Source organism: Caballeronia sp. LjRoot29 (genome assembly GCF_964252755.1).
Taxonomy (GTDB): Bacteria; Pseudomonadota; Gammaproteobacteria; order Burkholderiales; family Burkholderiaceae; genus Caballeronia.
In genome coordinates, this window is record NZ_CAXUPU020000007.1 from 58,079 (window position 1) to 81,706 (window position 23,628).

Annotated in this window: 16 protein-coding genes and 1 pseudogene; 11 read left to right on the plus strand and 6 right to left on the minus strand. The window is 60.3% G+C overall.

Annotated features, from left to right (window positions below):
* Positions 1-134: 134 nt before the first annotated feature.
* A complete protein-coding gene (locus ACSQ83_RS10715; protein WP_436228118.1) occupies positions 135-2,243 on the minus strand; it encodes a phosphocholine-specific phospholipase C in 2,109 nt (702 codons plus the stop codon).
* A gap of 919 nt (positions 2,244-3,162) precedes the next feature.
* Here ACSQ83_RS10715 and ACSQ83_RS10720 point away from each other — a divergent pair.
* Entirely contained in the window at positions 3,163-3,600 is a 438-nt protein-coding gene (locus ACSQ83_RS10720) for a hypothetical protein (protein WP_414951208.1), read from the plus strand.
* Between the two features lie 208 nt (positions 3,601-3,808).
* Positions 3,809-5,644: an FUSC family protein gene (locus ACSQ83_RS10725; RefSeq protein ID WP_436228119.1), complete on the plus strand. Its 1,836-nt coding sequence runs from the start codon at positions 3,809-3,811 to the stop codon at positions 5,642-5,644.
* Between the two features lie 1,064 nt (positions 5,645-6,708).
* On the opposite strand, the gene ACSQ83_RS10730 is transcribed toward ACSQ83_RS10725, so the two are convergent.
* The 4 genes and pseudogenes from ACSQ83_RS10730 to ACSQ83_RS10745 form a co-directional block, all read right to left on the minus strand.
* The gene (locus ACSQ83_RS10730; protein ID WP_414951211.1) at positions 6,709-7,653 is read right to left on the minus strand and encodes an aldo/keto reductase; all 945 of its coding nucleotides are present in this window, start codon (positions 7,651-7,653) and stop codon (positions 6,709-6,711) included.
* A 102-nt stretch (positions 7,654-7,755) separates the two neighbouring features.
* Positions 7,756-10,677 carry a sensor domain-containing phosphodiesterase gene (locus ACSQ83_RS10735; RefSeq protein WP_436228120.1) on the minus strand — a complete coding sequence of 974 codons (2,922 nt, stop codon included), beginning with the start codon at positions 10,675-10,677 and terminating at the stop codon, positions 7,756-7,758.
* A 202-nt stretch (positions 10,678-10,879) separates the two neighbouring features.
* Entirely contained in the window at positions 10,880-12,118 is a 1,239-nt protein-coding gene (locus tag ACSQ83_RS10740; RefSeq protein WP_436228121.1) for an MFS transporter, read from the minus strand.
* Positions 12,119-12,282: 164 nt separating this feature from the next.
* Positions 12,283-13,258 (minus strand): annotated as a pseudogene (locus tag ACSQ83_RS10745) (GlxA family transcriptional regulator).
* 103 nt (positions 13,259-13,361) lie between these two features.
* Here ACSQ83_RS10745 and ACSQ83_RS10750 point away from each other — a divergent pair.
* From ACSQ83_RS10750 to ACSQ83_RS10765, 4 genes are all read left to right on the plus strand, one after another.
* A complete protein-coding gene (locus ACSQ83_RS10750; protein ID WP_436228122.1) occupies positions 13,362-14,045 on the plus strand; it encodes a DJ-1/PfpI family protein in 684 nt (227 codons plus the stop codon).
* A 67-nt stretch (positions 14,046-14,112) separates the two neighbouring features.
* The gene (locus ACSQ83_RS10755; RefSeq protein ID WP_414951216.1) at positions 14,113-14,409 is read left to right on the plus strand and encodes a hypothetical protein; all 297 of its coding nucleotides are present in this window, start codon (positions 14,113-14,115) and stop codon (positions 14,407-14,409) included.
* 77 nt (positions 14,410-14,486) lie between these two features.
* The gene (locus ACSQ83_RS10760) at positions 14,487-14,792 is read left to right on the plus strand and encodes a DUF4148 domain-containing protein (protein WP_436228123.1); all 306 of its coding nucleotides are present in this window, start codon (positions 14,487-14,489) and stop codon (positions 14,790-14,792) included.
* A gap of 143 nt (positions 14,793-14,935) precedes the next feature.
* Positions 14,936-16,003, plus strand: a complete 1,068-nt coding sequence (locus ACSQ83_RS10765; RefSeq protein ID WP_414951218.1) for a hypothetical protein — start codon at positions 14,936-14,938, stop codon at positions 16,001-16,003.
* A 98-nt stretch (positions 16,004-16,101) separates the two neighbouring features.
* Here ACSQ83_RS10765 and ACSQ83_RS10770 read toward each other — a convergent pair whose 3' ends face one another.
* Entirely contained in the window at positions 16,102-17,964 is a 1,863-nt protein-coding gene (locus ACSQ83_RS10770; RefSeq protein ID WP_436228124.1) for a hypothetical protein, read from the minus strand.
* Positions 17,965-19,615: 1,651 nt separating this feature from the next.
* Here ACSQ83_RS10770 and ACSQ83_RS10775 point away from each other — a divergent pair.
* The 5 genes from ACSQ83_RS10775 (at position 19,616) to ACSQ83_RS10795 (ending at position 23,413) form a co-directional block, all read left to right on the plus strand.
* Positions 19,616-20,329 carry an energy transducer TonB gene (locus ACSQ83_RS10775; protein WP_414951221.1) on the plus strand — a complete coding sequence of 238 codons (714 nt, stop codon included), beginning with the start codon at positions 19,616-19,618 and terminating at the stop codon, positions 20,327-20,329.
* A 77-nt stretch (positions 20,330-20,406) separates the two neighbouring features.
* Positions 20,407-21,312: a MotA/TolQ/ExbB proton channel family protein gene (locus ACSQ83_RS10780; RefSeq protein ID WP_414951222.1), complete on the plus strand. Its 906-nt coding sequence runs from the start codon at positions 20,407-20,409 to the stop codon at positions 21,310-21,312.
* A 12-nt stretch (positions 21,313-21,324) separates the two neighbouring features.
* A complete protein-coding gene (locus ACSQ83_RS10785) occupies positions 21,325-21,747 on the plus strand; it encodes an ExbD/TolR family protein (RefSeq protein ID WP_414951223.1) in 423 nt (140 codons plus the stop codon).
* 19 nt (positions 21,748-21,766) lie between these two features.
* Positions 21,767-22,198 (plus strand): ExbD/TolR family protein, encoded by a 432-nt coding sequence (locus ACSQ83_RS10790; protein WP_299718451.1) that lies wholly within the window; start codon positions 21,767-21,769, stop codon positions 22,196-22,198.
* A gap of 9 nt (positions 22,199-22,207) precedes the next feature.
* Positions 22,208-23,413: a tetratricopeptide repeat protein gene (locus ACSQ83_RS10795; protein ID WP_436228125.1), complete on the plus strand. Its 1,206-nt coding sequence runs from the start codon at positions 22,208-22,210 to the stop codon at positions 23,411-23,413.
* The last annotated feature ends 215 nt before the right edge of the window (positions 23,414-23,628 follow it).

Below are 23,628 nucleotides of genomic sequence, written 5' to 3' on the forward strand. Positions count from 1 at the left end.
TCTTTGCTTACATTAGCGCGACAGTTTAAAGAGCTTTTATCGTCGTTGATTGATTAGACGACAATCGGCTGCCCAATAAAAAAACGCCGCTGCGAGTCTGCTCGCAGCGGCGTTTTCGATGGACAGCTCACATTTCAGCTTCCGAGTGCCGGGTCGGACATGCTGCTCTTGCCGGTTTCCACGTGTCCCGCGAGACGCCGCACGAAGGTCGTGTCCGAGGCGGTGGTAATGCTCAGGTCGTACCAGCCATACGATCCGCGCAGGTCGAGATAGAGGCTTTCGGTGTCGCCGCCACGCACATGGCGCGTGATGACCGTGCCCGGCGTGTAGGCGTTCGCGATGCTGAAATTGCAGCTCGTCGTGCCCAGGTTCTTCAGGCGCAATTGCAGGTTGCCGTTGGCGACGTCGTAACCCTCGGCCACTTCCGGCAGCGCCTGCTTGTCATTCCACCAGTGCTGCTGGACCGCCGTGCCGGTAAAGCGGCGCAGGAAGCCGTTCGGACCGTACACGATGAAGTCGTACGTATTGATGGCAGTCAGCGGGAACTGGTCCTGCAGGCGTTTGCCGGCTTCGACGGTATAGCAGCTTGGCGCAGTCAGGCTGTTGGCCGTGTACACGAGGAAGGTCGCGCCGGCATTGCCTGTGTTAATGAAATCGAAGCTCACGCCCTTGCCTGTATTCGTATGGACGTGAACGAAGAATTCATAGGGCAACGCGCGGGCGCGGCGTACGCCGGGTTCCTGTTTCGGGATGGCCTGAACCGCGGGCGGCACCGGCACATAGTCAGGATGACGAATCTGTTGCGTAGGGGCGTAGCCGCTCGTGTCCGGCAACGTGGGAACGGAGGCGTTCGGGGTCTTGAAATTGAACGCGGACGTCAGGTCGCCGCAGATCGCCCGGCGCCATGGCGTGATGTTCGATTCGGTAACGTTTGCACGCGAACCAAAACGCGTTTCAATAAATTGAATCACCGAGGTATGGTCGAACAGTTCCGAGCACACGTAACCGCCTTTGGACCAGGGCGAGACCACCAGCATGGGCACTCGTGTTCCAAGACCGTAGGGGCCTGCCTGATAGCTGCTGCTGCCCGGGAAGATCTCGTTGACGGTGCTGACGGTGGATTTTCCGTTCGCGGCGGACGAGGGCGGGAACGGTGGCACGACGTGATCGAAGAAACCATCGTTTTCGTCGTAGTTGATTAGCAGTACCGTCTTGCTCCAAACCTCCGGATTCGACGTCAGGATTTGCAGCACCTGGTCGACGTACCACGCACCGTAATTGGCCGGCCAGTTCGGATGCTCGGAGAACGCTTCGGGCGCCACAATCCATGAGACCTGCGGCAGCGTGTTGTTTTGCACGTCGTGCTTGAGGATATCGAAATAGCCATCGCCGGCTGCCGCATTCGTACCGGTGCGCGCTTTGTCATACAGCGGGTTGCCAGGCTGCGCATTGCGATATTGATTCAGGTAAAGCAGCGCGTTGTCGCCATAGTTGCCAATGTACGCGTTGTCGCTGGTCCAGCCCCATGAGCCGTTTGCATCGAGTCCGGTGCCAATGTCCTGATAGATCTTCCACGAAATGCCTGCGTTCTGAAGCACTTCCGGATACGACGACCAGCTATACCCAAGTTCGGCATTGTCGATCACCGGGCCGCCGCCGTTGCCGTCGTTGCCCACCCAGCCGGTCCACATGTAATAGCGGTTCGGATCCGTCGATGAGTTGATCGAGCAGTGGTACGCGTCGCAAATGGTGAAGGCGTCGGCGAGCTGGTAGTGGAACGGAATGTCCTGGCGCGTGAGATACGCCATCGTGGTGGTGCCTTTGTACGGGACCCACTGATCGTAACGGCCCTGGTTGTAAGCACCTTTGCCCGTGGTCCAGTCGTGCGGCAGATCCTGGATGAACTGGAGGCCGAGATCGGGCGCGCTCGGACGGAACGGCAGCACTTCGCCGAGTCCCGCCGCGATCGGCTGGTTGAACACGGGCTGACCATTCGGCAGCTGCACGGCGCGCGTATCGCCAAAACCGCGTACGCCCTGGAGCGTGCCGAAGTAATGATCGAAGGAGCGATTTTCCTGCATCAGCACGACGATATGTTCGACGTCCTTGATGCTGCCGTGCTGGTTGTTAGCGGGAATGGCAAGTGCATTGCGGATGCCAAGCGGCACGATACCGAGTGCGGTGGCGGAACCGGCTGCCTGTGCGGCAGCCTTGAGAAAATCACGTCGGCTTTTTAAGTTCATGGGTCTCTGTCGGTCGTGGGGGGAAGGCTTGATCAGGCTCGCCCGCCGCTTCGTGTTGCGTCAATGTCACTCGGCTTCGTGAATGACCGGAGGCAACAAGGGATCGGAAGCGGCTGCGGGCGGGGGTGCTTGCGTCAGACTGGACGTCACTGTTGCTGGCCGGGTTTGCTGCAAAGCCCAGCTTTGTATGTCCGACGATCCCGGCGCAGCGGATGCATCGGTTTGCTGAATAGAAGAAGCGGATGAGGATGAAACTGAGGACTGATCCGGCGTTGGTGTGGACGCCGACGGCTGGTTGTGGTTCGCGCCGTGGTCCCCGCATGCGGCGAGCATCGTGCACACGAGCACGGCTCCGCACAGCCAGTCGACTCTAGATAATTTGCTAAGCACAAGCGTCCTCTGGACGGTTTGCATGACGCCGCCATGCGCATGCGGATGGCGGCGGGAAAGAGCAAGCCAGAGGATAGAAATTACACGTGTAGGAATTATTAAATAATCGAAATAAGATCCGTAACGCAGATATTTAGGCGTGTATAACGTAATTAAATCGTAATTAATATGTTTGATTAAAGAAGGGAATATCAACAGCAATGGAAGGGCAAATCGTTCTTTATCAAGGTCTGCTGACCGGATTTGCCGGGTCGTCGCGACAGCGCCCAGAGTTTGTCCAGGCCTACTCTGCGGAAAAGCACATGCTTATGAAAAATTCGTTAAAGCTTACGATTTACATGCCGTAAAGAGGGGAGCAGTGGCAGCTAATCGACTGTCGCTGGCTGTTCAACCGAAGCCCCGCAACGGCGACTCCTGTGTGCTCGACAAGGAACGCCGGCCGGACAAAACAACATTGTTGCGGTTCGGTCGCGTCAGATTCAGTTGATCCCAAACGCATCTGGCCGACCGGACGACACAGGAGAACACGATGTTCACCGATACGGCGCAGCGGGTCTTGCAACTTAGCGACTACGCGGTGCGCCTTGCCGCTGCACGTGACCAGAGCTACGCGCTTGCACGTGAGGTCGAGAAGTCGCAAGCCACGCTGAACGGAGTGGCCCAGGATCCCGCAAGCGACGCCGCACTTTGCCGCTACGCAACCGACGCCCTTGAATCCTTGTGCGAGAACCTGGTGCGCCTGTGCGCGCTGACCGACCAGGCATCGGCAAATGCTGAAGCGCTCGCAGCCCTGCCCCTGAAATTTTTTACCGATAACGACGGCGCCGCTGCCGACCTTGACGCTGCGGTCCTGTCGCTGGCCGAGGCAACGTCGACTGCGGAAGCCCAGCTTGCCGAACTGGCGCAAGTCGTGGAAGAGGCGTGCGGCGCGGTCAATGAAATGCGGCGGCCGGCACAAATCGGGTAAACCCGGTTACATGAATTTTGACACGATAATATGCGGGTATACGCGAGGCGGCACTACGCTTCGCGTGCGTCACATGCATTGCGCTGGTCCGGTGATCCCGGTCGAACGTTTTGCCTGACGCACCAAACAAGAGGGTCCGCTGCGAGGCGGACTTTTTATATCGGAACCGGCCACAAGCCGCTACCGACACTTGTCCCGGGTATTACACATGTCCATTGCAGCATTCCTACACTCGGTCGCGCGAGGTTTCCGCCGCGCACCAGATCACCGGCCCACGACTCGTGGCGCTGTCTTCTCTTCATCGCATCTGCTTGCCCGCCTGCTTGGCTCCGACCCTGGTCTACTGCGTTTTCACACCGCGCTTCGCAGCTCGATTGCTTGCGTGCTGACGGGTGTCATGACGATCGGCTGGATGGTCCACACACATCGGCCGCCGACCCTTGCCGCGTTCGCGTTGCTCTTCGCGATGATCGCGCCGCTATTTCTTCGCGATGCCACCGCGCGTGGCTGGTTCGGCTCACTAGCTGTTATCTATGGCGCGGGGGCCGCGAGCCTGATCGCGGCGAGCACGCTGGCAGCCTGGCCACTCGTGGCGGATGCCGTGTTCCTTGCCGTACTGTTCGCGGCGATGCTGGTGCAGGCATGCGGTCCGCGCGCGCTCGGCGCAGCGATGACGGCAGTTGTTTCGTTTTACTTAGGACTTTATCTTCACCCGGAATTCGCGCATGTGTTGATGATGCTGGGGCTGTCGATGATCGCGCTCGCTTGCGTGGCATTCACGGGTTGCGTGCTCGTGCCGACGCGGCCCGAGGCCACTTTGCGTCGTGCGCTGACTGCGGTGGCGCAGCGTGCGGAGACCGTGCTTGCCGACCGTCGCGCAGATGCGCCCGATGCCATGCGCCATTTGTCGCTTTTAAACGAAGCGGCGCTCGCTGTTGAAGAGCAGCTTGGGTTGCTCGATTTTCCGGGCGCGCAGCGGGTGCGGGCGCGCCTCATTGATGTCGAGGTTGCGGCGGCCCAGCATGCTGTGGATTCGAGCCGGCTTGATCGAAGCAATGTTCGTCTGCGGGTTGCGCTTCGGCGTTTATCGCGTGCGAGCGGCGACGCGGTGGCGTCGACCGCGCGCGCGGTGAAGGCGGGCGCGAAGCGGCCAGCCGGTGCTGCTTTCGTTTTGCGAGATGCGCTTTGCTGGATGCCCGCTTGCCGCGCGACGACCGCCGCGCTGATCGCGATGCTGATTGGCCATTCGGTGTCGCCGGAGCGATGGTTCTGGGCGGTCATTACGACCTTTGTGGTGTTCCTCGGCACACGGTCGCGCGGCGACACGATCCGCAAGACCGGCGAACGTGTGCTTGGCACGCTCGCGGGCGTGGCCGTTAGTGCTGCGCTTGTTGGCGCGTTTCATGGCATGCCGTGGCTGTTGGTTGCTGCGATGGCTGCGTGCGTGTTTGGATGGGCTTACTTCATCCTGACTTTGTATGGGCAGGGCGTGTTTTTCATTACCGTGTTGGTGGGGCTGGTCTATGGCGAGTTGGGTTTTGCTATTGGACCGCTGATCGAGATGCGTGTGGAGGAGGTGTTCGTTGGCTGTGTTGTGTCCATAGCGGTTGCGGTATTGATGATGCCGCTGCGGACGTCGCATCACGTCGATGTCAAGGTAAGCGGCGTGCTTGATGCGCTCGATGAGGTTTTGCGTGTTTGCGCTACGCGCGGTGATGGGCCAGGGCTTGGGATTGATCCACTCGTGGCGATGCGTGCGCTCGATCGGCGCTGGCACGAGTTGCGCATCGCACTGCGGCCGTTGCAAACGCAACGGGTGTTTGCTTGGAACACGCAGATGGAACTCGCTGTTGGGCCGTTGTTTGCCTGCGTGCAGGCGGCGCGGGAATTGGTCAGGGAGACAGCGCACAGCGCGGCGGTTGTTGCGGCTGATGATGCCCGTGCTCGTTTCGATGGAGCGATGGCGTTGTTTGTGGCGCGATCGGGGAGGGGGACGTCGGGCCCGGACGTGGCGGGTTTACGGGAGTTGGTCGTTTTGCGGTAGGGATGTTCAGGGGGATGGGGGCGGGGGTTGCTAGGTTCTGGCGTTAGCGGTCTGAGTCATTGCCGGGTTGCTGCTTTCCAGGTCTTTGCGCATTTAGTGTTAGTTGTTCTCTTTATCACTATTAGCCACTGTGCGTGGCGGCACGTCATTTCTTTGTCCAAAGCGACAAAGAAACGAAGCAAAGAAAACGCTTTCACCTCTCTAAAAATTAAGTGTCCACAGCGTGCAGTTTTGATTCATTGGTACCCGAAAAGCACGGTGCTCGCCAGAGCCACGGATGTGTGAAACCCTCCTTCTCGCGAATCCTGACAGTAAAACGCTTCGCCCCGTACGCTCTCGGGCGAGCACCAGTGCCCCACGAACCGGCACGGCGCCACGCATATTTGAGGTGCCGGTTCTTAGTAGCTTGGTTGAACAGTCTGCGCCGAAGGGGCCGCATGTCCCGCGTTGCGGATCACAGATTGAATCCGCGGTGGATTTATTGCTTCAATTTTTGGTGAGTTGGCTGGTGAATCGCATGGACGTTTTCGTGGGGTACGGCGTTACGTGTTTGGGTGGCCTTGTTTCCTAGTGCTTGGCGAAGTGGTTCGACATGCGTACAAATTCTGTCGAAGGTTTTCCGCGTATAGCGCGGGGTGCTCCTTGGGCAGGTTCCGTCAATGGTGCTTGCCCGAGAGCGTACGGGGCGAAGCGTGTTAATGTCAGGATTCGCGAGAAGGAGGGTTTCACACATCCGGTGCTCTGGCGAGCACCGTGCTTTTGGGGCACCCATGAATAGAAACTGCACGCTGTGGACACTTAGGGTAGTGCTGTTAAAAGCGTTTTCTTTGCTTCGTTTCTTTGTCGCTTTGGACAAAGAAATGACGCGCTGCCACGCGCAGTGGCTAATAGTGATAAAGAAATCAGCTAACCTAAGCAGACCACTAACCCCGAAAGCAGCAACCCGGCAATGAACCCGACCGCTAACGCAAGAACCTAGCACCCCGGCATTGACCCCGACCGCTAACGCAAGAACCTAGCAACCCGGCCCCCCGCCCAACCCCGTCCACCGGCGCGAGCACCCCTTATCCGACTGTTGCCGCAATCCGCTTCCTCATCGATTGATCCGGATAACTACCGAATCCAGCGCGCACATTGTCGCGCATATACTCAGGCCGCCCGGTACCGGGAATCACGCATGTCACCGCCGGATGTGCGAGCACGAACTTGAGCAACAGTTGCGCCCAGCTCGTGCATCCAATCGCCTTACCCCACTCCGGCACCGGCTGACCTTTAAGCTTACCCAGCAATCCGCCACCGCCGAACGGCTGATTCACGATCACACCAATCCCGCGTTCCCGCGCAAGCGGCAGCAAGCGTTCTTCAGCGGCACGGTCATCGGCGGCATAGTTGATCTGGACGAAGTCGAGTGTCTCGGAACGCATAACAGCTTCCACTTCGGCAAACGCGCCCGACGTGTAATGCGTGATGCCGATATAGCGAATCCGCCCCTGCGCCTTCCATTCACGCAGCGTGGCGAGCTGCGTGCGCCAATCGAGCAGATTGTGAACCTGCATCAAGTCGATGCGCGGTTGTTGAAGGCGCCGCATCGACTCCTCCATTTGCGCAATGCCCGCTTCGCGGCCTTCAGTCCATACCTTGGTCGCGATGAACGCGCGGCCGTGCCCGTCAATGCGCGTCAGCACCGCCCCGGCGACTGCTTCCGACGATCCATACATCGGCGATGAATCAATGACCGAACCGCCGTTGTCAAAGAGGATTCGCAGCACATCGGCGAGCGACGCCTGCGCCTGAAGATTGTCGCCGACATCGAAGGTGCGCCAAGTGCCGCAACCCACCACTGGCAATGCCTCACCCGTGGACGGAATAGGGCGCGTGTTCATGCGCGCCGACGGCATCGCCGAGGAGGATGTTTGCGCGTAGCCCGTGGGCAGGCTCAAGGGCAGCAGCGCGCTGCCGGCGGCAAGGAGGATGCGCCGACGGCGTGCGTCGGCGGAAGTGGAGCGCATGAGCAGGCTCGCCGTAACGGATCAGCTCACAGGATAGGCGAAGTCACAAAGCTTCGTCGCGAGCGCGGTATTCAGCGACCAGGCAACCGAACGATCAAACTCTCAAGGCTCTTGAGTCAGCACCTGCAAACGCGGCGCGAGCGTGGTCAGCAAAAGCTCTTCCAGTGGCATGGGCCGCGCGAAGTAATACCCCTGCGCCTGCGCCGCACCCATCTCGCGCAGCACCGCGAGCGTGGCTGCGTCTTCCACGCCTTCCGCCACGACCGTCAGGTCCAGCGACTCCGCCATCCGCACGATTGCCCGTACGATCGCTCGGCTGCGCGGACTCGTCGTCAGCTCGAAGATGAACGACTGGTCGATTTTCAGGCCGCTGAAACGGTATTGATGCACGTAACTCAGCGACGAAAATCCAGCGCCGAAGTCATCGAGTACAACCGACATGCCGTGATCGGCGAGACGCTGCATTGAACGCCTGGCCATCTCGGGCTCGGCAACCAGCGCGCCCTCAGTCAGTTCGAGACAGATCCGCGCCGGCGCAACGCCATGACGCGTGAGCAATGCGAGGACGTCGTCGGCGAACTCAGGGCGCGTCATGCTGTAGCTCGAACAGTTCACATGCACGGGCGGCCAGTCAGCATGCTGCGGCTGCGCGAGAATTACCGCAACGCGAGTGAGCATGTAGAGATCAAGCCGCCCGATCAAACGCAAACCCTCTACCGCCGGCAGGAATTCGCCCGGCGCAATGACGCGGCCGTCGGGCTGGCGCCATCGGATCAACGCTTCCAGCGCCACAAGCTGGCCACTGTTCACGCAGACAATAGGCTGAAAATACGGCACCAGTTCGTCGTCGCGCTTGAGCGCATTGCGCAATGCCCCTTCGCGTTCGACCTGGTCCGACACCTCGCGGCGCAGCGCATGGTTGAATACGACGAAACTGTCGCGGCCGCCGTTCTTCACGCGATACATCGCGGTATCGGCATCGCGCAGGAGATCGGCCGGCTCGCTGTGAAACTGGCTGTCGGGACTGACAATACCAATGCTGCACGACGAAAACACCACGTGATCGTCGATGTGAAACGGCAAGTCGAACGCCGCCAGGATCCGCTCGGCGATAGCCACGGCCGTATCGAGCGGCGCACCCGGCGACAGCACCGCGAACTCGTCGCCGCCGAGACGCGCGAGCAGATCGACATCGCGCAGGCAGCTACGCAGACGGGCCGCGGCCTGAATCAGCAGCAGGTCGCCGAAGTGATGCCCAAGACTGTCGTTCACCACCTTGAAGCGGTCGAGGTCGATAAACATCACGGCCAATTGCTCGCCTTCGCGATGATGATCGTGCCACGCCTCGCTCAGCCGCTGCAGCAAGTGGCTGCGGTTCGGCAGCCCGGTGAGCGCGTCGTGCGAGTTTTCGTGTTGCAGCCGGGCGTTGGCGAGATCGAGTTCGCGCGTGCGATTCTGCACGCGCTCCTCAAGCTCATGGTTGGCGGCATGCAGGGCTTCGGCGGCGCTGCGCCGCGAGAGGGCGGTATCGATATGGCGCGAGACGAACGTCAGCAATTCCTGGTCGCGTAGCGAGTAACGCACGCGCGTGGAATAGCTTTGAACAGCAAGCACGCCGCGTACGACGTCACCATCAAACAGCGGAATGCCCAGCCACGAGCGCAGCTTGATGCTCTCGCCTGAACGCTCTATCTCGCCGCTGTCAATCAGTCGCGTGGCTTCAGCGAGGTCGATCAGACAGGGACGGCGTTGTCCGATCACGTACTCGGTCAAGCCGCGCCGGTTACGCCGTGGCATGGGATGATCGTTCAGCAACTCGTCGACGTAATAAGGAAAGGACACGGTCTCCGTCGTGCTGTCGACCAGCGCGATGTAGAAGTTTTGCGCATACAGCAACTCGCCGACAATCCCGTGCAGGCTCTGGAAAAACTCCATCATGTCGCCATGCCGGCTCGACAATTCAGCAATCTGGAACAACGCACCTTGCAAGTGTTCGGCGCGTTTGCGCTCTGCAATTTCCTGCCTCAACGCGCGATTCAGTTCGGATAACTCAGCAGTGCGGCGCGATACCGTTTCTTCCAGATCGTCCCGATGAAGTATCCGGTCAAGCGCCATTGCCACATGCCGCGCAACGACCAGGAAAAGCGCGCGATCCTCCAGGCTGTAGATTCGCGAGACGTCGTACACCTGCATGGCGATCATGCCGAAGACTTCGTCGGAAGCGTTCTTGAGCGGTGCACCCATCCAAAATTCAGGGCAATCACCCACGCAAAAGAAGCGGTCTTCCTGCTCGGCGGCGTGGATCCCGGCGCTGTCGATGAGCATCGGCTGACCCGTCGTCAGCACCTGGCCCGTCAGCGACAAGCGTGATGGATCAAGGGTGTCGTACATCGCACATTCGAGCGCGCAGGTATCGATCACATCGACGTAATACGGGTACGTGATTCTGCCGCTCGGCGCGTCGTAAAGCGCGAGGTAAAAATTTTCCGCGTCGATCAGCGTGGCGAGTTGCCGGTGTACGCCGAGCAAAAACGCTGACCGTTCGCGCACGGAACTCGCAAGGTAGGCGATTTCGTAGAGTACCCGTTGGGTATTTTGTGCCCGCGTCAGCGCGTCGGTCTGCAGGGCTTCACCCAGGCTGCGGGCAAGGTTGGCAAGCGCGGGACTTCCCGCGTGGCTGGCAGGCGCGAGCAGCCAGCCGAGAATGCTTTCGCCGCTGCCCGTTGGCCAGAGACACAGGCGCTGCGCCGTGCAAAAGGGATGGAAGGTGTCGGCGGTGAGAAGGTTGGGCCACATTTGCGCTGCATCGCCCTGACCCGCCAGATGCATGTCCTCGCCGACCTGATACCACGCCCAGGCGGTGGTATCGACTTTCGACCCGGCACTGCGCAACAGCACATCGACCGAGCTTTCCGCGTGGGTCCACCGCGTCGGGTCAATGATCGTGCGGGCGACGTCTGCAGCGGAATTGTCGCTGCTGACGCCGGCCATCGGCGTGCTGGGGTTAGCGGAAAGGACGTTCATCGGCGCTCCGAGCCGAAGGCTGCCCCGGCTCCTGATTCAATCTCGTTCGATGTCGATATGTCTATTTTTCATTCGGACACTGGAGGCGTCAAAAATACCCGCTCCTACGTTTGTACGCGCATGCACGCACCTGATCACTATAACGGCAGCACAGCTTACGGCTTGAGCGTTTTCAAAAAAGGGCTTTGATAAAGGGCTTTTATCACGCGCCCGACGAACTGCATGCCGTCGCGGGGCCGGACATCAGTGAGCGTCGCTCGACCGCCACGGAAACACCCAGCAGCACAATTCCGCCACACGCGAGCAGGGCACCGGTCCAGCCCGTCGCCTCGAGTCCGAAACCCATCGCGACCACTACGCCGCCAGCCCACGCGCCCAACGCATTCGCAATGTTGAAGGCCGAATGATTGAGCGCGGCGGCAACGGTCTGCGCGTCGCCGGCCACGTCCATCAGGCGCGTCTGCACGGCGGGGACCACGGCGATGCCGAGTCCCATCGCGAACAAGTTGAGCGTGGCAGTCCATTCGTTGGCCGAAGAATAGGCGAAAGCGGCCAGCGCAGCGGCGTTCCAGATCAGCATGCCGAAGATGGTCCACAGCCGCGACTTGTCGGCCAGCACGCCGCCAATCAGGCTGCCCGCCGTCATGCCGACACCCAGCGCGCCGAGCAGCAGCGGCACGCGCCAGGGAGCCACGTGGGTCACGTTCAGCAGCGTCGGCGTAATGTAGGTGTACACGGCAAATAGTCCGCCGAATCCGACCGCGATCACCGACAGTGTCAGCCAGACCTGCAGGCGCCTGAACACGCCAAGCTCGCGGCGCGGCGTGGCGCCACCCGCATGAATGGGCGGGAGAAAGATGCGCACGCCAATCATCGTAAGAATACCGAGCGCGCCCACCAGCAGGAAATCCGCGCGCCAGCCGAGCCACTGACCGAGCCAGGTCGCGAGCGGCACGCCGAAGATATTGGCGATCGTCAGTCCCAGCATCACGCGTCCCACCGCCCGCGCGCGCCGGTCTGGCGGCACGAGCGACGCGGCGGTCAACGCCGCTACACCGAAATACGCGCCATGCGGCACGCCGGAAATAAAGCGCGCGATCAGCAGCAGCGTGTAATTTGGCGCGAGCGCACTGAGCAGGTTGCCGAATGCGAACATCAGCATCAAGCCGATCAACGTCGCGCGGCGCGGGATCTTGGCGAAGAAAATGGTGATGAGCGGCGCGCCGATCACTACGCCCAACGCATAAGCGCTGATGATGTGGCCGGTCACGGGCAGCGAAGTGCCGAGGCCGTTCGCGATGACCGGCAAGATGGTCATGGACGCGAACTCGCCGGTGCCGATAGCCAGCCCGCCGATAGCGAGGGCGAGTTCGGCGGGCCCCGCACCATGAGGCGCGATCACGCGCGTGAGCGGGTCGTTAGGGACATCGATAATGGACATTGACGGGAAATTGTGGATTGTGAGCAAGGCGCAATGCAGCATTATCGCGAAAGAATAAATGTTTCGCATGCGCCAAGGCTCGAACGGCCGTGCTAAATAACGTTGCTGCGCTGCCGTAGCATTAGTCCTGTGTGACTGTGGCGCGGCCTGACGCGTTTGTGTCGTCAGTGTCCTCCTGCCGAGAAACGCTCACGGTAAGCCTGCGGTGTGACACCTATAGAACGCAGGAAGCTGCGCCGCATGGTTTCCTCCGATCCAAATCCGCACCGCGCGGCCACCCGCTTGACCGGAAACGACGTATCGCCAAGCAGTCGGCGCGCAGCTTCCAGGCGCAGTTGATCGATGGCGCGAGCAGGCGTGATCCCCGTTTGCGCCCGATAGTGGCGCACGAAACTGCGCTCGCTCATGCCCGTGCGTTCGGCCAGCATCGCGATCGACAAATCGGCGGACATGTTCTCGGCGATCCAAGCGTGCAACTCGCCGAAGCGATCGCCGGTTTTTTGCCAACGTTGTGCTGAACTGCGCCTGACCGCCCGGCCGCTTGAGGAACACCACGAGTTCGCGTGCTACATCGAGCGCAAGCGCGCTGCCGAGATCGTCCTCGATCAATGCCAGCGCGAGATCGATGCCGGCTGTCACGCCCGCCGACGTCCACAGCGCGCCGTCACGGATAAAAATGGGCGCGGGGTCGACGCGCACGGCCGGATAACGCGCTTCAAGATGCTCGCAATGCGCCCAGTGCGTAACCGCACGGCGCTTGTCGAGCAAGCCCGCGGCCGCCAGCAAAAATGCCCCCGTGCATACCGATGCAACCCGCCGGCACTGTGCCGCGCGCTCCCTGACCCAGGCCACCTGCGCCGGATCTTTCGATGCCGCATGCACACCGCGTCCGCCCGCGACGATCAGCGTGTCGGTCGTTTGCTGAGCGGCCGGCAAGGGCTGGGCGAACAGGCCGAGGCCCGCGGTGCTCTGGATCTCCCCTGCAGTTGCAGCGACAACACGCGCTATATACGGTGCGTCGGCTCCGCGCGCCAGCGAGAGTTCATTGGCGGAGGCGAACGCCTGGAGCGGTCCGGCGACGTCGAGCAACTGGACGTCTGCAAACGCAAGGATGTCGACACGGCGCGGAGCATTGTTCATGGTTTGAAACCGGGTTGGCGTGAAACGAGGGTTGATTGACAATTTCGCCAAATCGTAGCGAGGTATTGTAGGTGCGTCTACTTCCATTTGAAGGTTCATCGCCATGACATTGCATATCGGTTTCCTCGTCTTCCCACGCGTTCAGCAACTCGACCTGACCGGGCCGCACGACGTGTTTGCGTCTGTGCCGGAAGCGACCGTCCACCTGATTGGAAAAACGCTCGATCCGATCCAGGCGACCAGCGGTCTGGTGCTGACGCCCACCATCACCTACGCCGATTGCCCCGCACTCGATGTCGTGTGCGTGCCGGGCGGATTGGGTGTCGGCGAATTGATGGAGGATGACATCGCGCTCGATTTCATCCGGCGGCAGGCGGCGCAGGCCCGCTTCGTCACATCGGTGTGTACGGGTGCGCTGGTGTTGGGAGCGGCTGGTTTGCTGCGCGGACGGCGCGCGACCACGCACTGGGCGGCCCATCATTTCCTGGAAAGCTTCGGCGCGATTCCTGTCAAGGAGCGCGTTGTTCAGGACGGCAACCTGATGACCGGCGGCGGCGTGACGGCGGGCATCGATTTTGCGCTGACGCTGCTTACCGGCTTGATCGGCGAAACGGAAGCGCAGGCAATTCAGCTTCAGCTGGAATATGCGCCCGCGCCGCCCTTCAATTCAGGTACGCCCGACACGGCGCCGAAGGCGGTGGTGGATCTGCTGTGGAGTCGCGGTGAAGCAGGGCGTGCTCAGCGCGCTGCCATCGTCGAGCGCGCAGCGGCGCGACTGAATTTATAGCTTGAATATGCGGCAGGCCCGGCGCAATGCCGATGCGCCCGGGTGCTTTTAACAGAAGGCGGATGCCATGCCACGCGCACGGATTGCTTCAATCACGGTTCTCGCCTCGCTCGGCATCGTGCTGGGCGGCGCGCCTGATGCATTTGCCCAGAGTACCGATGCAACGCCGGCCACGCCGGCGCCGGCACCCCTAACGCCTAAGCAGGCGCAGAAAGCGCAACGCAAAGCCGATAGAAAAGCGGCCCGGGCAAAGAACTCGGCGGAACTAAGCAAGCTGGAGAAGAACGGCTATAACCCCGCGGGGGATCGCAACGATTACCCGAATGATTTGCGCAAGGCCGAGGACAAGGCGAACGGGCAGTGACTTCGCGTATGTAGGTCCATGCCGGTATCCCGGGAATGCCCAATGCTGTGCAAGTAACGACAACCCGGGAGACGACCATGTCGAATTTTCATTTTTCGCGAGTGTTCCTTGCATCCACGCTTACATGCGCGGCACTTTCTTTAGCTTTCACTAACCCGGTTTATGCGCAGTCCGCAGCGACGGGCGCCACGGCGCAACCGGGTAATGGACCGACCACTCGCGCATCGGAAAAGGCCGATCTGAAAAATCTGGAGAACCATGGGTATAGGCCGACGGCAAGCGAGTCGAACTATCCGAACGACATTCAGAAGGCCGAGAAAGCCACTTACGGATCAGGTGCAACGGGCGCGACCGGCGCACCGGCGACCACGAATGCTAACTGACGGATTGCTGACGGAAAAGGTATCAACCGAGCCCATCGACATTTGCACGGTCTGCTAACGCATTGGCGGGGAACGAAAGTTGCGACGGCGGCCGTTGGCTGGGCGGCAGCCTGCTGCCCGCACTAACGATGGTCGACTCGTGAATGAGAAGAAAAGCCCTGATGTCCGCTGTATTGTGTGTTTGCGTCGCCGCCAGCGGTTGCACCACGCTTGGTGCAAACCGTCTCAAGGCCGATCAGGTCGATTATGCAAGAGCACTCGGTGAAGCCAAGAAGCGAGAAATACTCGCGGCTATTGTCGGCATCCGGTTTGCGGATTCGCCCGCCTTCTTGAGCGTCAGCCAGATCATTGCCGCCTATACCTTCGATGCCACCGCCGGTTCCACGCTCAGCGCAGGCGACACGACGCAGAATTTCGCTGCGGCCAACGGCAGTGTTTCGTACTCCAATCATCCAACGTTCACATTCACGCCAACGACAGGGCAGGCGTTCGCGACGGCCTATATTCGCCCGCTTGCGCCGACGCTCGTCCTGCCGCTGGCAGAGAGCGCGATTCCAATCGACTTGTTGTTGCGCATTACCGCGCAGTCGATTGGCGGCCTGCAGAACGCGAACGCGATGGGCGGCCCGAACGCGAACGGCAGCGTTGGCTTCTTCGAGTTGATCCAGGCATTGCGACGGCTTCAACTAGCTGGCCAGCTCAACGTCGAGTCGCGGGATGAAGATAAAGGCGGCCGTGTTTATTTCACGCTCGGCGCGACCACGAGCGGCGAAAGCGGAGATACGTCGGCGGATCTCGCGCTGGTGCGCAGGCTGCTGAAGCTCTCGCCGAAAACCAAGACCTACGAGGTGGTGTATGGGCAATCGGCTCAGCGTGGCGAACGGATTCCAATGGTCACGCGTTCCGTGCTCGGGATTCTGACGGACCTTGGCGCGCAGGTCCGGGTTCCGGATGAGCTGGTGACGCACGGGTCGACCAAGCCGACGATTGGATTGATCGGCGTGGAGACGCGGCCGACGATTGTTGTCAACGTGGGTAAGAAGGCGCCGGAAGATGCGTATATCGACATTCAGTACGGGCCATCGCAATACTGGATCGACCGGCGCGACTTTGATTCAAAGTACGCGTTCACGATCGTGCAGATGTTAATGGCGCTAGCCGAAACCAATCAGGACGCGAAGACGCCGATCGTGACGATTCCTGCGGGGTAGGCGCGCGTAATTAGCGGCGAAGCTTGACCCACCTGTATTGCGCAATACGGCATCCGCAATACAGGTGGGTGCAAGCCTCGATGCAGCTTCGCTGCGTTTCAATGCGCTTCGCCACGGCCCGCCGGGCGAATAGGCGTGTTGTCTTCCAGCGCTTTGGATTCGGACGCCTCCGTGCTCGCGTTGCGTACGGGGCTGAAAGTCCACACCATAGGTTCACGCGTGTCCGGCTCGGCGCGGGTCTCGTGAGCCTCGTGCGTTACGTGGGTCTCGCGTGGCGCGCGCGCGACCGGGTTGGCGAACAAGTGCGGCGGCGTACTGGCCGGCGTGCTCGGAGCGCTGGGCGTGCTCGGAGTGCTATCCGCGCTCGCAACTGGCGCCTTGCGCGGGATTGCCGGAATTACCACGGCCTCGCGGATGGGCGCCGGATGCAACGGACCGCGTTGCGCGATGGCCGCATTCTGGATCTGCGCGTTTTCGGCTGCCTTCTTCGCTTCAGCAATCTTGAAAGCCACATGCTTCAGGAATACGCGCGAGTCCGTATAGCTCGAGTCGATGGCAAGCGCGTCTTTTGCATAACGCCGTGCGCATCGCCATGAAGCCGAACGGTCGCATGTGCGGGCGTGTTGCATGGCGGTATCGCGCGCGGCTTCGCGTTGGGCGAGATCGTCGCGTATCTGCTGGACCTCAGGGCTGTTGACCTGATCCGCGGGCACGTTGGCCAGGTTCTTTCGTGCTGCGCTCAGGTCGTTGGTGCCCAGCGCGAGGCGCGCGAAATAGAGGTTTTCGCCCGGGCTGCCCACCGGCGGACGCTCGATGGCGATAACCGGCATGACTGGCGGCAACGACAGCTTCGGCAGTTCCTTTTCCACCAGCGCGGGCGGCTGCGGTGCATGGCTGGCGATGGGGACATCGGCGGTGGCGGTAGGGCTGGGCGCCGGTGGTAAAACCGCGAGCGACGGAGTACTGACGGTTGGAGCGATCGTGGACGGTGGCGCAGCAGGTGTGTCCTGTGCCAACGCGACAGGTGCCGAAGGCGTCGTATTTTTCGATGCGGGAGTGACAGCCGGCGGGTTCGTCGGACTCCTTGATATCGGTCCAGCGACCACGGTCGGCGTGTTCGTTACTTTCGCCGCTGTGGTTGGCGCAGTTGCGATTGTTGGGGGTGTAGCGGTCGTTTCGGCAATAGGCGCAGATGCGTTCGATGTTGCCGGCGTAGCCGGATCTGACGAAAAACTCATCGCGAGCGTGGAAATCTCGGTGCGCAGGACTCCAGCGGCGACCGTCAGCTTGTTCATGATCGACGCGATTATTTCGGTTGCCGGATTTGTTGCTGTGTTCGTTGCTGGATTCGTTGCCACTATGGGCGTTGGCGCGGGAGCCGGTATAGGCACCGGCAACTGCGTCACTGGCCGGGCTGCCGCGTAGGTCGCTGCGGGGGGCGTCGGACGGCTTACCGGCGGGGCCTTGGCCGCGCTCACCGGGATAGGGGGCGCTGGCTTCGCGGCCGCAACAACCTTCGCCGCGCTGGCCGGTGCAACGGCCTTCGGTGTGCTGTTGGTCATGACCGGAACGAACGCAGGTGTCCTCGCGGGCTCCGGCAGTGCTGCAAGCCGTTGCACCACGGGCGATCTCAGGCCGGGGGCGTAATTCAGCGCCAGCGCGATGGCGAGCAGTCCGCCGCCCGCCACGCCGAACGTTACGCGACGGACAACGCGAGCACGTTCCCGCGCGATATTCATTGCCGCGTCGACTTCCTCGGGCACGCTCGGATACGGCACGTGCATGCGGCCCGGCATCATCATCACGTTGCTGCTATTGAAGTCGACGGAGTTCGGTGCGCGCAATGCCCGGGACTGATCCGCGCCGCAATGCGGGCATTCTTCTTCGCCTTGCGTCAACGTGTTTCCACAGCGATGACAAGCCGCGTAGAGGACAGGCGTGCGAAAAGCTAACAGGTTCATGATGAACCCCTCGAGGCAGGTGTCGATGCCGGCTCGTGATGCCGTCGGATCGTTCGTATAGGAATAGTGCGATTAATCCAGAAGTTGGCAGCGCGGTATGTTTTGTAGACCGCATTGACGCGCATCGGCAACGTTTCTCCGCAACTGCATTGTGTGGGGCTTCGCTCGTCGCGTTTGTCCGAATTTGACTTGGATGTGGCGGATAAGGGCGGTAAGGCAAGCTTGCGGTCGCAACTCGCACTGGACGTCAGAGTGGGTAGAACCCGCTATACGATGTCGACCAGATTGAAGTGCCGCTTGTAGGCAACTGCTTAGTTCGATCAAGTGGACCGGACGCAGACTCGACAGATGAAGTCGTCGACGGCGAGCGAATTTTTGAGCAACGCCAACGCTAGGATGGAACGGCGACACGATCTGCACATCGCCCGCGGGGAGATCAGTGGGTAACGAAGTGTGAGGCGGGCCAAGAAACACATCGTCGAAATTGCTTAGTTATCTTGATGAATCGACTGACTAAGCATCATCCGGCGGATGACAGGTATGTCGACCTATGCTTCTGTACATGTGAACTTGCAGATTGGCCAGCGAACGAACATCAGCCTTCGACGCTTTCTTTCAACTAATAATTTTTATTCATCCGGCTTAATCTCCAATAATCTGCTAAATGCGAATTCATTATGGTTTATAACAGGATGTTATGTGGTCGAGAAACATAAACCCCAGAGAATGCGAATATATTATGGGTTATAACTAGATGTTATGAGTCAGTGGGAATAAGCTCAGCGAGAACTAATTACCGACAATGCCACAGCTATTATCGATGCCGTTAGTTATATGTAATAAATCAGAATAATTTCTGTAATTTAATAATGACGTATTGAGAATGTCTGTTTGAAGTGTCGTAAATACCGCTAAAAATACTTTCGCACGCCGCTTTCGAGATTTTAATTTTGTAGCCCTTGACGCCAGGTGCGCGTGAGTGCTCGATCGTCGCGTCCGACGTGCCTTCAGCGCTCAGTTCCCAGCGTGCGAAATCATCGCCAAGGTCCACCCAGTAAGCGTTCTATCAGTGTCGTGTCGTCTATGGGTCAGCGGCCCGCGACGGATATCAGAACGCTGCAATAAGCGACCCGGTCCCAATTGCCGGGCTTTCAAAGGCGGCTCCATATCCGCTTGAGATAAGGTTATTGTTTTGCGACAACGCAAAAGCGGCACTAGTTAGAGCGTTCTCTCTAATTTGAGTATGCTGACATCAAAAAAAGTTTGACCATGCATTTTTTGTCCTGCTATCGTCGCATCCCATGAAACGCCGGTGACAATCACGCTGGAAAGTTCAGCAGCAGAAGCGCTTCGTTAAAATGCCCCCGGGTGTTAAAGAAAGATCGGAATGCGTGAGGGGCGTAAGTGATTGCGCGGGACAGAATTAACTGAATGTGGTCATTAAGTGATCGCTCGGTGAGCAGGAAAACTTGCTGAGGCGCCTCGTAGCCGTACCTCCGTCATCGCATCCGATTTGCGCGCTGCAGCATAAATTTTGGAGTGCAAATCAAGCGGTTAGGCGGTGCAAGCGCTGGCCCGAAGTGAGCGTTGGTTGCCGTACGCAAGTGCATTGCAGTGACAGAAATAGACGGTTCACGCCGGAGGAGTAAAGGTGGGTACGAAAGTCGAAGGGCAATTTCCGGCAGCAACGGCCAATTTGGGAAGGCCAGGGCGTCCGCGTGAGTTTGGGCGCAAGCAGCAAAACCCGGTGCGCCGCTTCGGCGGTATCGCTGTTGTTCTGCTCCTGCACATCGTGCTGATCTATGCGCTCATCAATGGCTTGGCCACCAAGGTCGTTCAGGTCATCCAGCATCCTATTGAAACGAAAATCATCGAGCCGGTGAAGCCGCCTCCGCCGCCGCCGTTGCCCACCGTGCAGTTGCCGCCGCCGAAGTTTGCGCCGCCGCCCCCGCCGTTCGTGCCGCCGCCGGAAGTGCAGGTGCAAACGCCGCCGCAGCAGCCCACCATCACGCACCAGGCCGCGCCTGTCGTGTCTGCACCCGCTGTCGCGCCGCCCGCTCCGCCAGCGCCGCCCGCCCCGACCAAGCCGGTAAGCACCGAGGTTGGCGTCGTGTGTCCGAACTCGGACCAGATCCGGTCCTCGATCCGCTACCCGAAAGAAGCGCAGGAAAACAATGTGACGGGCGATGTGCTCATTGAATTCGTAGTCGACCCGCAGGGCCACATCACGAATGAACGCGTTGCCAAGTCGGCAGACGATTCCTCACTCGATCGCGCAGCGTTCAACGCGGTCAAGCAGTTCACGTGCGTTTCCCAAGGCCAACCCGTCCGTGTGCAAGTTCCGTTCTCGTTTAACCTGAACTGATCCCCACTGGCTGTTCGGTACCGGTAGCGATTTATCAGTCTTGGTTTAGAAGTTGTACTAATGAACTTGGAGCAGGCATGAAAAAGCGTACTCTCGCCGCATTGGCGGCAACCCTGTTGTTCGCCGTAACCACGGTGGATACCTTTGTGGCACCGCATATGGCCCACGCGCAAGCTAGCGATGCTACCGCGTCGGCTACGGCACCCGCCACCGCAGCACCGCAAACGGCCGGCTCGGCCACGGACGAAGCCGTGCCGCCGCCCCAGCCGGCTACGTCGGAAACCGTCAACAACCCGTACGGGCTCGGCGCGCTCTGGAAGAACGGTGACTTCGTTGCACGCTTCGTGCTGATCTTGCTGGTGCTCATGTCGATGGGCAGCTGGTACATCATGATCACCAAGTTCTTCGAGCAATTCCGCGCGAATCGCCGTGCAAAGAGTGCCGACGAGCAGCTGTGGAGCGCGCCGTCGCTCGTTGAAGGCGCGAAGATGCTCGATGAAGCCTCGCCGTTCCGCTTCATCGCCGAGACCGCTATTGAAGCGGGCGAACATCACAACGAAGCGCTGCTCGAAGCCGTCGACCGCAACACGTGGATCGACACTTCGGTCGAGCGTGCGATCACTAACGTATCGAATCGTCTGCAAGACGGCCTGGCGTTTCTCGGCACAGTCGGTTCGACAGCGCCGTTCGTCGGCCTGTTCGGTACGGTGTGGGGCATTTATCACGCGCTGACGGCAATTGGTATTGCCGGTCAGGCTTCGATCGACAAGGTTGCAGGTCCGGTGGGTGAAGCGCTGATCATGACCGCAATCGGTCTCGCGGTGGCCGTGCCGGCGGTGCTGGGCTACAACTTCCTGGTTCGCCGCAACAAGTCGGTGATGGAGCGTGTTCGTGCGTTCGGCGCGCAACTGCACACTGTCTTGCTCGCCGGCAGCCGGCGCTCGGCGCGCGCTACGGCTCGCGAAACAGCGCTTGCCCAATAAGCGGAGTTCGTCATGGCTATGAGCGTTGGGCAAGATGATGACGACGAGGTCATCTCCAGTATCAACACCACGCCGCTCGTCGATGTGATGCTGGTCCTGCTGATCATCTTTCTGATCACGATTCCGGTGGTGACCCATACGATTCCGGTGCAACTGCCGAAAGAGACGATCCAGCCGCTGCAGACCACACCGAAAAGTATTGTCATTGCGGTCAACCGCGACGGCGATTTCTTCTGGAACGAGAAGCAGGTGGATGCGCCGACGCTGCTGGCACGCCTGAAGACCGTGTCGGTCCAGACGCCGCAACCGGAAGTGCACGTTCGGGGCGACCAGAACACGCGTTACGAATTCATCGGCCGGGTCATTACCGAGTGCGAGCGCGCCGGTATCGCCAAGGTTTCGTTTATTACTGAGCCGCCTCCGCGGGGAGGCTAGCTTTGCAGGGGAACGCACAATGGGAATGAACGTATCGTCGGGCGGTGGCAGCGCTGAGCCGGACGTGATGGTCGATATCAACACCACGCCGCTGATCGACGTGATGCTGGTGTTGCTGATCATGCTGATCATCACGATTCCGATCCAGACGCACGCCATCAAGATGAACATGCCGATCGGCAATCCGCCGCCGCCGATCACGCAGCCTGAAGTGGTGCAGATCGATATCGACTTCGACGGCACCACGACCTGGAACGGTCAAGCGGTGCCGGACCGTGCGGCGCTCGAATCCAGGCTCGCACAGGTGGCGGCTGAACCGGTGCAGGCAGAAATTCATCTGCGGCCCAACAAGCTGGTGCCGTACAAAGATGTCGCGGCGGTGATGGCGTCCGCTCAGCGATTGGGCGCGACGAAAATCGGCCTGATCGGCAATGAGCAGTACATGCAATAGGGAAGTGCAATGCTAACGATCCATCAACGATTCAAACGCGCCGTGATGGCGACGGCCATTGGGGGACTGTCCGCGCTCGCCGTGCTGCCGGTCACGGCGCATGCCGCGGACACGTTGCGCCCGGATGTGGCGAAGCCGCTGAACGCCGCGCAGGATCTGTATCGCGCGCACAAGTACAACGATGCGTTGACGAAGATCGATCAGGCCGCAGCGGTTCCCGGCAAGACGCCGTATGAAAGCACCATGGTCGAAGAAATGCGCGGCGCTGCTGCGGCGGCGGCGGGCAACAACGCCGTGGCTGCGCAAGCCTACGAAACGTTGCTGAGTTCGGGACGCCTGAGCGGCGCCGATGAACAACGCACGACCGCGGCGCTTGCGGGCATCTACTTCCAGGAAAAGAACTACCCGCAGGCTATCAAGGTCGCGCAGCGTTACCTGAAGTCAGGCGGCGGCGATCCCGATATGCGCACGTTGCTCGTGCAGTCTTACTACCTGTCGAACGATTGCGCCAATGTGGTGAGTTTGCTCAAGCCCGCGGTGGACGCGCAAGTGCATGCCGGTCATGCGCCCGATGAGTCGCAACTGCAGTTGCTCGGCACGTGCGCGCAGCGCGTGAAGGATGACACGACGTACCGCGGTGCACTCGAAAAGCTGGTGGCGTATCACCCGAAGCAATCCTACTGGGATGACCTGTTTCAATCGATTCGCACGAAGCCGGGCTATTCGTCTGTGCTCGATATCGACACCTATCGGCTGCGTCGCGCAACCGGGTCGCTCACAACCGTCGATGACTACATGGAGATGACTCAGCTCGCTATCGTCGCGGGCACCACGGCCGAGGGCAAGCAGGTGATCGACCAGGGATTCACATCAGGCGTTCTGGGTCACGATGCACAGACGGATCGCGAAAAGCGGTTGCAGGCGCTGGCTGTGAAGCGGGCACAAGCGCCGGCTGATTCGTCGAACCCTGTGGCGCCTGTTGATATCGGCTTCAACGAGGTCTTCGCCGGTCAAACCAAGCCAGGACTTGCGGCCATGGAGGCGGCGATCGCGAAGGGTGGACTGGATCATCCTGATCAGGCGCAACTGCATCTCGGCGTGGCCTACTTCGTGGCAGGCGACAAAACCCGTGCGGTGCAAACGTTCCGTGCGGTGAAAGGCTCCGACGGTTCAGCCGACCTCGCCCGATTGTGGGTGCTGGTGGCGTCGAAGTAACGAGTAACAAGTAACGGTATCCCGGTTGAACATGTCCCATCCTGCGAAGGGCGATGATCGCGTGTGCAATTGCCGTGCGCATCGCCCCGCTTTAGGCAAGTGCGAAAGTATCCCGACGATCGCATTGATTGAACCATCCATCGCGGCAACTAACCGGGCATATGGCGCGTGTCTTAGGGAGGATGCTGCATTCAGTAAAACATAGTTTGGTATAC

Coding starts and splice junctions, on each gene's coding strand:
- ACSQ83_RS10735 (WP_436228120.1), bottom strand. CDS start 10,677: ATGAACGTCCTTTCCGCTAACCCCAGCACGCCGATGGCCGGCGTCAGC.
- ACSQ83_RS10720 (WP_414951208.1), top strand. CDS start 3,163: ATGTTCACCGATACGGCGCAGCGGGTCTTGCAACTTAGCGACTACGCG.
- ACSQ83_RS10755 (WP_414951216.1), top strand. CDS start 14,113: ATGCCACGCGCACGGATTGCTTCAATCACGGTTCTCGCCTCGCTCGGC.
- ACSQ83_RS10715 (WP_436228118.1), bottom strand. CDS start 2,243: ATGAACTTAAAAAGCCGACGTGATTTTCTCAAGGCTGCCGCACAGGCA.
- ACSQ83_RS10750 (WP_436228122.1), top strand. CDS start 13,362: ATGACATTGCATATCGGTTTCCTCGTCTTCCCACGCGTTCAGCAACTC.
- ACSQ83_RS10785 (WP_414951223.1), top strand. CDS start 21,325: ATGGCTATGAGCGTTGGGCAAGATGATGACGACGAGGTCATCTCCAGT.
- ACSQ83_RS10780 (WP_414951222.1), top strand. CDS start 20,407: ATGAAAAAGCGTACTCTCGCCGCATTGGCGGCAACCCTGTTGTTCGCC.
- ACSQ83_RS10760 (WP_436228123.1), top strand. CDS start 14,487: ATGTCGAATTTTCATTTTTCGCGAGTGTTCCTTGCATCCACGCTTACA.
- ACSQ83_RS10730 (WP_414951211.1), bottom strand. CDS start 7,653: ATGCGCTCCACTTCCGCCGACGCACGCCGTCGGCGCATCCTCCTTGCC.
- ACSQ83_RS10725 (WP_436228119.1), top strand. CDS start 3,809: ATGTCCATTGCAGCATTCCTACACTCGGTCGCGCGAGGTTTCCGCCGC.
- ACSQ83_RS10795 (WP_436228125.1), top strand. CDS start 22,208: ATGCTAACGATCCATCAACGATTCAAACGCGCCGTGATGGCGACGGCC.
- ACSQ83_RS10765 (WP_414951218.1), top strand. CDS start 14,936: ATGAGAAGAAAAGCCCTGATGTCCGCTGTATTGTGTGTTTGCGTCGCC.
- ACSQ83_RS10770 (WP_436228124.1), bottom strand. CDS start 17,964: ATGAACCTGTTAGCTTTTCGCACGCCTGTCCTCTACGCGGCTTGTCAT.
- ACSQ83_RS10740 (WP_436228121.1), bottom strand. CDS start 12,118: ATGTCCATTATCGATGTCCCTAACGACCCGCTCACGCGCGTGATCGCG.
- ACSQ83_RS10790 (WP_299718451.1), top strand. CDS start 21,767: ATGGGAATGAACGTATCGTCGGGCGGTGGCAGCGCTGAGCCGGACGTG.